This window comes from Rhodosalinus sp. K401, from assembly GCF_041365735.1.
In the GTDB taxonomy this organism is placed as follows: Bacteria; Pseudomonadota; Alphaproteobacteria; order Rhodobacterales; family Rhodobacteraceae; genus Rhodosalinus.
Genome location: NZ_JBGFSI010000017.1, coordinates 14,305 through 26,222 on the forward strand (window position 1 = coordinate 14,305; position 11,918 = coordinate 26,222).

Genomic DNA, 11,918 nt, shown 5'->3' on the forward strand with positions numbered 1-11,918 from the left:
CTTCGCCCTAGCTAGGCCGGGTGGCGGCGCTTGGCCAGCCCCTAGCGCGGGATGCTGAACACCTGCCCGGGATAGATCAGATCCGGGTCGCGGATCTGGTCGCGGTTGGCCTCGTAGATCCGGACGTAGAGGATCCCCTCCCCGTAGTTCCGGCGCGAAATGCCCCAGAGCGTGTTCCCGGGCTGAACCGTGACGGCGCGCACCGGCCCCGCGCCCGGGTCCGCCATCTCGGCCGCCGCCTCCGCCGCGGCGAGCGCCGCGGCGGATTCGCGCTTGAACGGCAGTTCGATCCGCGAGGCGACCGCCCCTTCGGCATCGAGCGCGTCGAGGCGCAGCGTGTAGACGCCGGCCCCGACGCCCGGAAGGCCGCTCGCCCAGGCGCCGTCCGGCTCCACCTCCACCATCGCGACGGGGCGGTTTTCGACGTAGACGCGCACGAAACCGCCCGGCCGGGCGCGCCCCGAAAGCCGCACCGCGCCCGTCCCGTCATAGCTGATCGCGTCGAGCGCGACCCTGACCGGGCTGTCCGGGCCCGGCGTGCCACTCTGGACCACGCGCACCCCGTCGGGGCCGGCGACGATCACCGCGGGCGCCGCCGCGATTTCCGGGGCCGGGCCAGCGAGGGCGGGCGCCTCCGTCACAAGCGGCGCGGCGGGCGCGGCCGGAGAGGCCGGCGCAGCGGCTTCCGCCGGCAGGTCGGGCGGCGGCGCGGCGGCGCGTGTCTCCCCCCCGGGCAGGAGCGGCGCGCCGGGATCGGTTTCCGGTTCCGGCTGCGCGCTCATGAGCGCCGGGTCGCCTGTGTCGGGATCGTCGGGCGCGGCGCGCCGCGGGGCCGGCCCGTCAACATCGGGGGCGGGCGCGATCATCGCGGTCTCTGCCCCTGGCTCGGCCGAGGGCGTCACCTCGGCACCGGGCGCGCCCGCATCCGGTGGGGGCTTCGCCGCGCGCTCCATGTTCTCCGACGTCTCGTCACCGGCCTGCGCCTCCGCCATGTCGCGGACCGGCGCGGCGGTGGGGGCGAGGATCACGGCGTCGTCGGAGAGGCGCTCCTCCCCGTCCAGCGCCTCGCTGAGGCTCAGAAGCCGGGGCGCCGCGCTGGTCCCGAGCGACAGGAAGGTGAAGAAGCGTCCCGCCGCGTCGGTTGTGGCCCGCGCCAGCGGCTTTTCGTCGACGAGGATCGTGACCTCGGACCCCGGTGCGGCCCGCCCGGCGATCTGCGCCTCGCCGTCGGGCTCCACCCGCACGAGGTCGAAGGCGGGCGGCGCGGAACCAACCGTTGCGGGACGATCCCGCTCGGGCGCTGACGCGTCGTCCGTCCCTGCCGCCGATCCGCCGGCCGCGGTATCGGGCGGGGCGCTCGCCTCGGCAGCCTCCGCCATCTCGCCACGCGCCGCGGGGGCGTCTTGCGCCGCGCCGCCCTGCGTCGGCTCTGGCGGCGTTGCATCCGCCGTCTCCGGGGACGGTACGACCTCGTCGCGCGGGCGCTCTGCCGCCTCCGTCGGAACGGGCTCGGGGCGGGCGGTGAAAAGGCCCACTACGTAAAGGCCGGCCATGGCGAGCGCCACGGCGGCGATCGCCGCCGCGGTCACGGCGCCAACCCATGAGCGGCCCGGCTTCGCGTTCATTTTCCCCCTTCCGCCCGGCGCTTCGGCGCGCGCGATTGCAGCACCTTAGCAACGCCGGTATCACGGGTCAAAAGCACCGAGACGAAGGGCCTGCCATGCCGCTCACCTCCGTTTGCGTCTATTGCGGATCGCGCAACGGCGCCGATCCCCGCTATGCCGAGGAGGCGACGGCACTTGGCCACGCGCTCGCCACCCGGGGCTGGCGGCTCGTCTACGGGGCCGGCGATGTCGGGCTGATGGGGGCCGTGGCGCTTGCGGCGAAGGCGGCGGGCGGGCTGACCCTCGGGGTCATTCCCCAGCACCTCGTGGCGCGCGAGGCACTGTCGGGTCCCGCGCCCAATCACGTCGTGACCGAGAACATGCACGAGCGGAAGAAGGTCATGTTCATGAACTCGGACGCGGTGGTGGTGCTGCCCGGCGGCGCGGGCTCGCTCGACGAGTTCTTCGAGGTGCTCACCTGGGCGCAGCTCGGGCTTCACGCGAAACCGATCTTCCTGCTGGACGTCGCGGGCTACTGGCAGCCGCTCCTCGCGCTCATCGACCACGTGATCGATCAGGGCTTCGCCGATCCCTCGCTGCGCGGGCTGGTGAGAACGGCGGAAGGCACCTCCGCGCTGGTGGCCGGCCTCGGCGAGGCCCTCGAGACGCGAAGCGCCGCCCAGGAATAGATCGCGAGCGCCGTCCAAATCATCGGGAAGGCCACGCCCTGCCACAGGCCGAACGGCTCTCCGAAGATCGCCACGGCGCAGAAGAATTGCAGCGTCGGGTTGAGATACTGCACGAGCCCCACGGTCGCGAGCGCGGCGCGCCGCGCCGCGTAGGAGAACAGGATGAGCGGCGTCGCCGTGATCGGCCCCGACAGCATCAGAAGCGCCGTGTCCTGCCCGCCCGCCCCGAAGGCGCCGCCCGTGCCCGCATGGGCCGCCCAGATCACCGCCGCCGCGATGGGCGAGAGCAGCAGCACCTCCGCCGTGACCGAGACCACCGGCCCCGCCGGCTGGCGTTTCTTCATCAGCCCGTAAAGCCCGAAGGTCGCCGCCAGCGTCAGCGCGATCCAGGGCGCGGTGCCCGTCCCGAAGGTCAGCACGACCACCGCCGCCGCCGCGAGCGCGACGGCGAGCCACTGCGCGTGGCCCAACCGCTCCTTGAAGACCACCCGGCCGATCAGCACCGCCACCAGCGGGAACATGTAGTAGCCCAGGCTCGTCTGCGTCGTGCGCCCGATCTGCACCGAGTAGATGAAGAGAAACCAGTTCGACGAGATGAAGAGCGCCGCAAGCGCCGTCACCCAGACCGCGCCGAGGGAGCCGAGCGCCCGGCCGAGGGCACCCAGCCGCCCTTGCAGCGCCAGCACGCCGGCGAAGAAGACCAGCGACCAGATCGTGCGGTGCGCGAGCACCTCCAGCGGCGGAATGTGGTCGAGCAGGCGATAGTAGATGGGCGAGAGGCCCCAGATCGTGCAGGCCGCCACCATCGCGGCCACGCCCCTTGCGGCCTCGCTCACCCCGCGCTCCGGCATGCGCACCCGTCGCGGTCTACTCTTCCCCGGCCAGCGTCTTTTTCAGGTTCTGCTCGATATCGCCCACGGGATGCTGGGTCAGATCCTTGGGTATCTCGGCCACGACGCGGCGGGTCACCTCCTGGTGCAGGTGATCGCGCAGCTCGCCCAGCACGCGCGGCGGGGCCACGAGGACGATGCGCTCGAACACGTTCTTGTAGGCGAGTTCGTAGAGATGATCGGCGAGATCGTGGGCGAAGCGTTCCTTGGCAAGGCGGTGCCAGTCCGCCTCGTCCATCGCGGAACGGTGGCTCTGGCTGTCGTCGGGCATCCTGCCGGGCCGGTCGGTGCCCTGCTCGCGCGTGGAGGGGTTTTCCTGCTCTTCCTTGCGCACGACCTCGAGGTTGGGGTTCTCGGCGTCGGTGATGTTGCGAAGGTAAAGCGCCTTTTCGCCGTCGGCGATCAGCACCCAGGTCCCGTTGGTCAGCTCGGTCATCTCGTCTCTCCTGCAATGCGGTCGCGCGTTCACGGCGCCCACATGAATGCCTTTCCGCGCGGGTTTGCAAGCCCCTGAACGCGGCACGCCCCGCGGCCGGGCCGGCGCGCGGGGCGTGCTTGTCTCGAACGCGTCGGCCGTCAGAGACGCGAGGCGACGTTTTCCCAGTTCACGAGCTTGTCGAGGAAGTTCGTGAGGTAGGCGGGCCGCTTGTTGCGGAAATCGATGTAGTAGGAATGCTCCCACACGTCGCAGCCCAGAAGCGCCGTCTGCCCGAAGCAGAGCGGGTTCACGCCGTTCTCGGTGTTCGTGACCTTGAGGCTGCCGTCGGTGTCCTTCACCAGCCACGCCCAGCCCGAGCCGAACTGACCCGCGCCCTTGGCCGAGAACTCTTCCTTGAACTTGTCGAGCGAGCCGAAGGATTCGGTGATGGCCTTTTCAAGCTCGCCGGGCATCTTCTTGTCCGCGCCGGGCGCCATCATCTGCCAGAACTGCGTGTGGTTCCAGTGCTGGGAGGCGTTGTTGAAGATGCCGGACTGCGCCACCGCGCCGGCGTCGTAGGTGCCCTTCACGATGTCCTCGACGCTCTTGCCGTCCCACTCGGTGCCGGAGACGAGCTTGTTGCCGTTGTCGACATAGGCCTTGTGGTGGATGTCGTGGTGATACTCGAGCGTCTCGCGCGACATGCCCAGATCGGCCAGCGCGTCATGGGCATAGGGAAGATCGGGAAGTTCGAAAGCCATTTGGGCCCCCTTTTTTGGTGTTTGCGATAACGTCTCCCGCGTATGTGTGGCTTGCCGGCGCGCAAGGTCAAGCCCCGCCCGCGACGCGATCAGCCCTTCGCAACCTCACGGCCCGGGCGCGCCGCCGTGGCCAGCAGGTCGAAGACATACCGCGCGACCGACCGGAAGCAGACCAGCCGCAGGCGTCCCTCCTCGGGCATCCAGAAGGCCGCGGGCACCTGCGCGAGCCGCGTGCGGCGGATCTCTCCGGGGGCGAAGGCGTCCATGTCCACGGGCGCGAGCTTGGCGATCACCTCGCGCACCGCCCCGCCCTCGAGTTCGATCACGGCGCGGGCGTCGGAGACGTCGGCCACCAGCACATGCTGATCCGAGAGCGCCTCATCGAGTCCGGCGGCAAGCTGGCGCGCGCCGTCAAAGCTGCACAACACCATCGCCTCGTCCGGCGACATCCAGGCGAGGACCGCGCCGTCCCGCCCTTCCGCGATGCCGCGGCGGTCCGGCATCTCGGCGCCGAGCGCATCCAGAAGCGCCATGGCCGCGCCCTCCCCCTCGGCCGAGAGATCGGCCCGGACGGAGATCATGCCCTGCGGCGGAAGCGCCCGGACGGTGACGTAGCCCTCATAGCTTTCACCCGCGAGCGGGCCTGCCGGCTCAGACATCCTGCTTCGTCCCTTCCTTGTCGTAGAACACCGGTTCCACGATCTTCGCCTTCACCACTGTGCCGTCCACCTTCGGGAACTCCAGCACCTCGCCCATGCGCTCGGGCCCGCGGTGCACCAGCCCCATGGCGATCCCGCGCCCCAGATTGGCCGAGTGATAGGTGGAGGTCACGCGGCCCTGCGTGTTGCGCTGGCCGTTGCCGTTCGTGCCGGGCGCGGTGGCATAGGCGGCCTCGGGCAGCACCGAGCCGTCCACGGTCTCGAGGCCCACGAGCTTCCAGCGCTCGGGATCGGCCATGTGGCTGCGCATCTGCGCGCGCTTGCCGATGTAGTCGTCCTTCTTCTTCGAGATCGCCCAGTCGAGACCCAGATCCTGCGGGATCACCGTGCCGTCGGTCTCATCGCCGATCATGATGAAGCCCTTCTCGGCGCGCAGGACGTGCAGGCATTCGGTGCCATAAGGCATCACGCCGAACTCCTGGCCGGCCTCGTGGATGGCCTCCCAAAGCGCGCGGCCGTGGCTCGCCGGCACCGCGATCTCGTAGGACAGCTCGCCCGAGAAGGAGATGCGGAAGACCCGGACCGGAAAGCCGCCCAGCGTGCCCTCCGCCCAGCCCATGAAGGAGAGCGCCTCCTTCGAGACGTCCATGCCGCCCAGCTTTTCCAGCACCTTGCGCGCGTTGGGCCCGACCACCGCGATCTGCGCCCATTGCTCGGTGACGTTGAGCGTCCAGACCTTCCAGTCCCACCACTCGGTCTGAAGCCATTCCTCCATGTGGGCGTGGACGTGATCCGCCCCGCCCGTGGTGGTGTGACACAGGAAGGTGTCGTGATCGAGCCGCGCCACCACCCCGTCATCCATCAGGAAGCCGTTCTCGCTGCACATCAGGCCGTAGCGGCAGCGCCCGGGCTTCAGGGTGCTCATCATGTTGGTGTAGAGCATGTCCATGAAGCGCGGCGCGTCCGGCCCCTTCACGAGGATCTTGCCGAGCGTGGACGCGTCCAGCATTCCAAGGGCGTCCCGGGTGTTCTTCACCTCCCGGTTCACCGCCGCCTCGCGGCTCTCGCCGTCCCGCCTGTAGGTGTAGGGACGCCGCCACTGGCCCACCGGCTCCCAGTCCGCGCCATGGGCCTCGTGCCAGTCATGCATCGCCGTGCGGCGGATCGGCTGGAAGGTCGCGCCCCGCGCCGGCCCGGCGATCGCGCCCATCGAGATGGGCGTGTAGGGCGGGCGGAAGGTGGTGGTGCCGACCGCGGGAATGTCGGCGCCAAGCTCGCCCGCGAGCACGGCAAGGCCGTTGATGTTCGACAGTTTTCCCTGATCGGTCGCCATGCCGAGCGTGGTGTAGCGCTTGGCGTGCTCCACGCTCTCGAACCCCTCGCGCGCGGCGAGTTGGACGTCCGACACCTTCACGTCGTTCTGGTAGTCGAGCCACGCCTTGGCGCGCAGCGCGGGCCCCGCGCCTTGCGGCATCATCCACACCGGCGCGAGCGGTGCCTCGTCGCGCGCCTCGCCCGCGGGCGCCTCGGCATCGGCGGGCGCGCGGCCTGCCGCCCCGGCGGCGGCGAGGCCGGCGGCGTGGGCATCCGCGAGCACGTCGCCCAGCCCCATCGCCCCGCTCGCCGCGCCGGCGGTGACGACCATCGGCTTCCCGTCGGCCCCGGTGGGCGCGCGGTCCGGATCCGGGCGGAAGGCTGCCTCCGCCGTGTCCCATAGAAGCTTTCCACCGCAATGGGACCACAGGTGCACGACCGGCGACCAGCCGCCCGACATGGCCACCGCGTCGCACTTGATCTCTTCGGTGGCGGTGCCCTCGCCCGCCTGCGGGCAGGTCAGCACCCCCTCGACCCGCTTGCCGCCCTTCACCTTGGCGATGCCGCGGCCCGTCTCGACGCGGATGCCGGCGTCGCGCGCGGCGTCCATCAGCCGGCCGCCGCCCTCGGCGCGGGCGTCGATCACGGCGGCGACCACGAGCCCGGCCTCCTTCAGCGCCAGCGCGGTACGGTAGGCGTCGTCGTTGTTGGTCACGACGACGGTCCGGTCGCCGGGCGACACCGCCCAGTTGACGACGTAGTCGCGCACCGCCGAGGCCAGCATCACGCCCGGAACGTCGTTGCCGGCGAAGGACAGCGGCCGCTCGATCGCGCCGGTCGCGGTCACGGTCTGCGCGGTGCGGATACGCCACAGACGGTGGCGCGGCGCCTCGCCGCCGAGCTTGTGATCGGCCACGCGCTCATAGGCGAGGACATAGCCGTGATCGTAGATCCCCGCGCCCATGGTCCGGGTGCGCAGCGTCACGTTCTCCATCGTTTCCAGCTCGGAAACGGTGCGCGCCACCCACTCCGCCGCGGGAACGCCGTCGATCTCGCCGCCGTCCACCGGCGCGCGCCCGCCCCAATGGGCCGTCTGCTCGATCAGCATCACCTTCGCGCCCGAGAGCGCCGCCGCCTTCGCCGCGGCGAGGCCCGCGACGCCGCCGCCCACCACCAGCACGTCCACGAAGGCGTAGAAATGCTCGTACTCGTCCGGATCGGCCTCCGCCGGCGCCTTGCCGAGCCCCGCCGACTGGCGGATGAAGGGCTCGTAGACATGTTTCCAGAAGGGGCGCGGGTGGATGAAGGTCTTGTAGTAGAAGCCCGCCGGCAGGAAACGTGCGAGCGCGGTGTTGATCGCGCCCACGTCGAATTCGAGGCTCGGCCAGTGGTTCTGGGAGGTGGCGGCGAGCCCCTCGAAAAGCTCGGTCGTGGTCGCGCGCTGGTTGGGTTCGTGCCGCGCGCCCTCGCCCAGATTGACGAGCGCGTTGGGCTCTTCCGCGCCGCTCGCCACGGGACCGCGCGGGCGGTGATACTTGAAGCTGCGCCCCATCAGCATCTGGCCGTTGGCCAGAAGCGCCGAGGCCAGCGTGTCGCCGGGATGGCCGGAGAACCGCTTGCCGTTGAAGCTGAACGGGATGCGGCGCGAACGGTCGAGAAGCCGCCCGCCGGTGGCGAGACGCGTGCTCATGCGGTGAGCCCCCTGAAAGACGTAACGGGCCGCGCGGCGGTGTCGGAACGGCGGGTCAAGAGAAGGCCCTCCATGTCCAGCCGGGGCGTTTGGCGGAGATGGCGTCGCGGATGTGCTTCGGCGGCTCGGTGGTCTGGGCCGGGTAGGTGCCGAAGACCTCGAGCGTGGCGGTGCAGCGCGCGGCGTGGAACCACTTGCCGCAGCCATGGGCGTGGCGCCAGCGCTCGAAATGCACGCCCTTGGGGTTCTCCTTGGAAAACAGGTAGTCGTGGAACTCGTCGTCCGATCCTTCGGGGCCGACGCGCGTCAGATGCGCCTCGCCGCCGGGGGCAAGCTCGGTCTCCTCGGCCTTCACGCCGCAATAGGGGCATTCGAGCATCAGCATCGCGTGGCTCCTGCAATCGGGCGCCAAGGATCTTCGAAGATCCTTGGCAAAATTCTTCCAAGAATTTTGCGCGCTTCCTGCACCATCAATGCGCCACCCCCGCCGCGACGCTCTCGTCGATGAAGCGGCCCTCGCGGAAGCGGTCCAGCGAGAACTCGGCGGCGAGCGGGCCGGGCTCTCCGCGGGCGATCATCTCGGCGGTGGCCCAGCCCGAGCCGGGGATCGCCTTGAAGCCCCCCGTGCCCCAGCCGCAGTTGATGAAGACACCCTCCACCGGCGTCTTCGACAGGATGGGCGAGCGGTCGCCGGTCATGTCCACGATCCCGCCCCACCAGCGCAGCATCTTGAGCCGGGAGATCACGGGGAAGGTTTCGACCAGTGCGCGCACCGTCTCCTCCACATGGTGGAAGCTGCCGCGCTGGGTGTAGTTGTTGTAGCCGTCCGCACCGCCGCCGATCACCATCTCGCCCTTGTCGGACTGGCTCATGTAGCCGTGCACCGTGTTGGCCATCACCACCACGTCCATGCAGGGCTTGATCGGCTCGGAAACGAGCGCCTGAAGCGCCACCGACTCGATCGGCAGGCGGAACCCCGCCATCTCGGCAAGCTGGCCCGAATGCCCGGCGACGACGATCCCGAGCTTCTCGCAGTCGATCGGCCCGCGGGTGGTGTCCACGCCGACGACGCGGCCGCCCTCGCGGCGGACGGCCGTGACCTCGCATTTCTGGATGATGTCCATCCCCATGTCCGAGCAGGCCCGCGCATAGCCCCAGGCCACCGCGTCGTGGCGCGCCGTGCCCGCCCGCGCCTGCCAGAGCGCGCCCAGAACGGGATAGCGCGGCCCGTCGATGTTGATGATCGGGCAGAGTTCCTTCACGCGCTTGCGGTCCACGAACTCGGTGTCCACGCCCTGCAGCGCGTTGGCCTGCGCGGTGCGCCGGTAGCCGCGCACCTCGTGCTCGGTCTGCGCCAGCATCATCACGCCGCGCGGGCTGAACATGATGTTGTAGTTCAGCTCCTGGCTCAGCGTCTCGTAGAGGCTGCGCGCCTTCTCATAGATCGCCGCCGAGGGATCCTGAAGATAGTTCGAGCGGATGATGGTCGTGTTGCGCCCGGTGTTGCCGCCGCCGAGCCAGCCCTTCTCCAGCACCGCGACGTTGCGGATGCCGTGGTTCTTGCCGAGGTAGTAGGCGGTGGCGAGGCCATGGCCGCCCGCGCCCACGATGATCACGTCGTAACGCTTCTTCGGCGCGGGATTGGCCCAGGCGCGTTCCCAGCCGGTGTGGTTGCGAAAGGCTTCCCGGGCGACGGCGAAGGCGGAATAGCGTTTCATGGGCCTCGAATCCGTGATGCGGCGTGGGCGATAACTGGACCTTGGCGCGGGATAAACCCTGCTTCCATGCGTCACAATGGGCGCCGGTTGCGACATGACGCTCCGCGCGGGCGGTTTGCCCTTCCGTCGCGGGGTCCGACCGCATAAATCAGGGACAAATCTTTTGGAGGAACCATGGTTTTCTGGATCGGCGTGGTCGGGCTCGCATGTGTCGTGGGGCTGCTTCTGGGGCTCGTGGCGCTCAGGGCGCGCGCGCAGGAGGCGGAGGCCGCCGACTACGACCTGAAGGTCTATCGCGACCAGCTGAACGAGGTGGAGCGCGATCTCGCGCGCGGCGTCATCGACGAAGCCGACGCCGAGCGGCTGCGCACCGAGGTGTCGCGGCGCATCCTGGCCGCCGACACCGCCGCCAAGGCCGCGCGCCGGGGCGACACGCGCCAGCCCGCCTGGGCCGGCATCGCGATCGTCGTGTTCCTCGCCTTCGGGGTGGTCGGCGGGGCGCTCGCGCTTTATTCCGCGATCGGCACGCCGGGTTATCCCGACATGGCGCTCGCCGAACGCATCGCGCGGGCCGAGGAAGCGCGGCAGAACCGCCCGAGCCAGGAAACCGCCGAGGCCGGCGTGCCCGCCGCGCCCGCGACCGACGTGCCCGAGGATTACGCCGAACTGATGACCCGGCTTCGCGCGGCGCTGGAGGATCGGCCCACGGATCTTCAGGGCCATGCGCTTCTCGCCCGCAACGAAGCCGCGCTCGGGAACTTCGAGGCCGCCTACACGGCGCAGCAGCGCGTGCTCGCACTGCGGGGCGAGCAGGCCACCGCGCAGGATTACGCCGATTACGCCGAGATGCTGGTGATGGCGGCCGGGGGCTACGTCTCGCCCGAGGCCGAGACCGCGCTGGCCGCCGCGCTCAACCGCGATCCGAACAACGGCGTGGCGCTCTACTACACCGGCGTCATGTTCGACCAGACCGGGCGGCCCGACCGGGCGTTCCGCGCCTGGGACAGGCTTCTGCGTCAAAGCCCGCCCGACGCGCCCTGGATTGCCCCGGTCGAGGCGGGGATCGGCCGGCTGGCGCGCCTAGCCGGGCAGACCGACTACACGCCGCCGACGCGCGCCGAGGCGCCCGTGGCCGGGCTTGCCGGCCCGTCGGCCGAGGACATGGCGGCGGCGGAGGACATGAGCCCCGAGGACCGCATGGCGATGGTGCGCGGCATGGTGGAGGGGCTTTCGGAACGGCTCGCCACGCAGGGCGGGACCGCCGAGGAATGGGCGCGGCTCATCGGCGCCTTGGGCGTGCTGGGAGAGAGCGAGCGCGCGCAGGCGATCTTCGACGAGGCGCTCTCCACCTTCGCGGGCGACGAGGCTGCGCTGGGACGCCTGCGCGACGCCGCGCGGCAGGCCGGCCTCGAGGAATGATCCACGACGGCATCGCCGATTTCGCCGCCGCCCTGCCCCCGGGCCGGGCGGTTGCGGGGCTCGACCTCGGCGAGAAGACGCTGGGCGTGGCAGTGTCGGATCGTGGCCTCGCCGTCGCGACCCCCCTGCGCACCATCCGGCGGAGCAAGTTCACCGCCGACGCCGTCTCGCTTTTCTCGATCCTCGACGAGCGCGAGATCGGCGGCATCGTGCTCGGCCTGCCGCGCAACATGGACGGCAGCGAGGGGCCGCGCGCCCAGTCCACCCGCGCCTTCGCGCGCAATCTCGCGCGTCTGCGCGACAGTCCCATCGTCTTCTGGGACGAGCGGCTCTCCACCGTGGCGGCCGAACGCGCGCTTCTGGAGGCGGATGCGACACGAAAACGTCGCGCCGAGGTGATCGACCACGTCGCCGCGTCCTATATCCTTCAAGGAGCGCTGGACCGGATCCGGCACCTGAGGCTGGCGGGAGAGCAGGCGGAATGACCGACGAGGTCTGGAAACGCGACGAGATCGAATCGCCCTGCGTGAAGCTGTGCGTGATCCACCCCGAGGCGCGGATCTGCGCCGGCTGCCACCGCAGCATCGACGAGATCACCGCCTGGTCGCGCATGACGCCAGAGGCGCGCCGTGCCGTAATGGCGGAATTGCCGTCGCGTGGCGCGCTTCTGAAAAAGCGGCGCGGCGGGCGCGCCACGCGCCGCGCGCGGGGCTGACCCGGCCTGCAAGGCCATGGCAGCCGGGGGCCCGCGGCGGG

At 70.5% G+C, this 11,918-nt stretch carries 12 protein-coding genes; 4 read left to right on the plus strand and 8 right to left on the minus strand.

Annotated features, from left to right (window positions below):
* Positions 1 to 41 precede the first annotated feature (41 nt).
* A complete protein-coding gene (locus AB6A66_RS15145; RefSeq protein WP_371056545.1) occupies positions 42 to 1,625 on the minus strand; it encodes a LysM peptidoglycan-binding domain-containing protein in 1,584 nt (527 codons plus the stop codon).
* A gap of 95 nt (positions 1,626 to 1,720) precedes the next feature.
* Between AB6A66_RS15145 and AB6A66_RS15150 the strand changes: the two genes are divergently transcribed.
* The gene (locus AB6A66_RS15150; protein WP_371056546.1) at positions 1,721 to 2,293 is read left to right on the plus strand and encodes a TIGR00730 family Rossman fold protein; all 573 of its coding nucleotides are present in this window, start codon (positions 1,721 to 1,723) and stop codon (positions 2,291 to 2,293) included.
* Here AB6A66_RS15150 and rarD read toward each other — a convergent pair.
* From rarD to AB6A66_RS15185, 7 genes are all read right to left on the minus strand, one after another.
* Positions 2,179 to 3,129, minus strand: coding sequence for an EamA family transporter RarD (gene rarD / locus AB6A66_RS15155; protein WP_371036311.1), 951 nt, complete (start codon positions 3,127 to 3,129; stop codon positions 2,179 to 2,181). The two genes, AB6A66_RS15150 and rarD, sit on opposite strands and share 115 nt — an antisense overlap.
* Positions 3,130 to 3,160: 31 nt before the next feature.
* A complete protein-coding gene (locus tag AB6A66_RS15160; protein WP_371056547.1) occupies positions 3,161 to 3,619 on the minus strand; it encodes a host attachment protein in 459 nt (152 codons plus the stop codon).
* A 140-nt stretch (positions 3,620 to 3,759) separates the two neighbouring features.
* Entirely contained in the window at positions 3,760 to 4,362 is a 603-nt protein-coding gene (locus tag AB6A66_RS15165; RefSeq protein ID WP_371056548.1) for a superoxide dismutase, read from the minus strand.
* 89 nt (positions 4,363 to 4,451) lie between these two features.
* A complete protein-coding gene (locus AB6A66_RS15170) occupies positions 4,452 to 5,021 on the minus strand; it encodes a sarcosine oxidase subunit gamma (RefSeq protein ID WP_371036314.1) in 570 nt (189 codons plus the stop codon).
* A complete protein-coding gene (locus tag AB6A66_RS15175) occupies positions 5,014 to 8,025 on the minus strand; it encodes a sarcosine oxidase subunit alpha family protein (protein WP_371056549.1) in 3,012 nt (1,003 codons plus the stop codon). The genes AB6A66_RS15170 and AB6A66_RS15175 overlap by 8 nt, the downstream gene beginning before the upstream one ends.
* 55 nt (positions 8,026 to 8,080) lie before the next feature.
* Positions 8,081 to 8,410 carry a sarcosine oxidase subunit delta gene (locus AB6A66_RS15180; RefSeq protein ID WP_371056550.1) on the minus strand — a complete coding sequence of 110 codons (330 nt, stop codon included), beginning with the start codon at positions 8,408 to 8,410 and terminating at the stop codon, positions 8,081 to 8,083.
* Between the two features lie 85 nt (positions 8,411 to 8,495).
* Positions 8,496 to 9,743 carry a sarcosine oxidase subunit beta family protein gene (locus AB6A66_RS15185; protein WP_371056551.1) on the minus strand — a complete coding sequence of 416 codons (1,248 nt, stop codon included), beginning with the start codon at positions 9,741 to 9,743 and terminating at the stop codon, positions 8,496 to 8,498.
* Between the two features lie 174 nt (positions 9,744 to 9,917).
* Here AB6A66_RS15185 and ccmI point away from each other — a divergent pair, with 174 nt between their 5' ends.
* The 3 genes from ccmI to AB6A66_RS15200 are packed head-to-tail and all read left to right on the plus strand — an operon-like array spanning position 9,918 to position 11,877.
* The gene (ccmI, locus tag AB6A66_RS15190) at positions 9,918 to 11,162 is read left to right on the plus strand and encodes a c-type cytochrome biogenesis protein CcmI (RefSeq protein ID WP_371056552.1); all 1,245 of its coding nucleotides are present in this window, start codon (positions 9,918 to 9,920) and stop codon (positions 11,160 to 11,162) included.
* The gene (gene ruvX, locus AB6A66_RS15195) at positions 11,159 to 11,647 is read left to right on the plus strand and encodes a Holliday junction resolvase RuvX (protein WP_371056553.1); all 489 of its coding nucleotides are present in this window, start codon (positions 11,159 to 11,161) and stop codon (positions 11,645 to 11,647) included. Before ccmI ends, ruvX begins: the two co-directional genes overlap by 4 nt.
* A complete protein-coding gene (locus tag AB6A66_RS15200; RefSeq protein ID WP_371036320.1) occupies positions 11,644 to 11,877 on the plus strand; it encodes a DUF1289 domain-containing protein in 234 nt (77 codons plus the stop codon). Before ruvX ends, AB6A66_RS15200 begins: the two co-directional genes overlap by 4 nt.
* The last annotated feature ends 41 nt before the right edge of the window (positions 11,878 to 11,918 follow it).

Excerpts from the sequence above, each read along its gene's own strand:
- AB6A66_RS15145 (WP_371056545.1), bottom strand. The coding sequence starts at position 1,625 with ATGAACGCGAAGCCGGGCCGCTCATGGGTTGGCGCCGTGACCGCGGCG.
- AB6A66_RS15150 (WP_371056546.1), top strand. The coding sequence starts at position 1,721 with ATGCCGCTCACCTCCGTTTGCGTCTATTGCGGATCGCGCAACGGCGCC.
- AB6A66_RS15160 (WP_371056547.1), bottom strand. The coding sequence starts at position 3,619 with ATGACCGAGCTGACCAACGGGACCTGGGTGCTGATCGCCGACGGCGAA.
- AB6A66_RS15165 (WP_371056548.1), bottom strand. The coding sequence starts at position 4,362 with ATGGCTTTCGAACTTCCCGATCTTCCCTATGCCCATGACGCGCTGGCC.
- AB6A66_RS15170 (WP_371036314.1), bottom strand. The coding sequence starts at position 5,021 with ATGTCTGAGCCGGCAGGCCCGCTCGCGGGTGAAAGCTATGAGGGCTAC.
- AB6A66_RS15175 (WP_371056549.1), bottom strand. The coding sequence starts at position 8,025 with ATGAGCACGCGTCTCGCCACCGGCGGGCGGCTTCTCGACCGTTCGCGC.
- AB6A66_RS15180 (WP_371056550.1), bottom strand. The coding sequence starts at position 8,410 with ATGCTGATGCTCGAATGCCCCTATTGCGGCGTGAAGGCCGAGGAGACC.
- AB6A66_RS15185 (WP_371056551.1), bottom strand. The coding sequence starts at position 9,743 with ATGAAACGCTATTCCGCCTTCGCCGTCGCCCGGGAAGCCTTTCGCAAC.
- ccmI (WP_371056552.1), top strand. The coding sequence starts at position 9,918 with ATGGTTTTCTGGATCGGCGTGGTCGGGCTCGCATGTGTCGTGGGGCTG.
- ruvX (WP_371056553.1), top strand. The coding sequence starts at position 11,159 with ATGATCCACGACGGCATCGCCGATTTCGCCGCCGCCCTGCCCCCGGGC.
- AB6A66_RS15200 (WP_371036320.1), top strand. The coding sequence starts at position 11,644 with ATGACCGACGAGGTCTGGAAACGCGACGAGATCGAATCGCCCTGCGTG.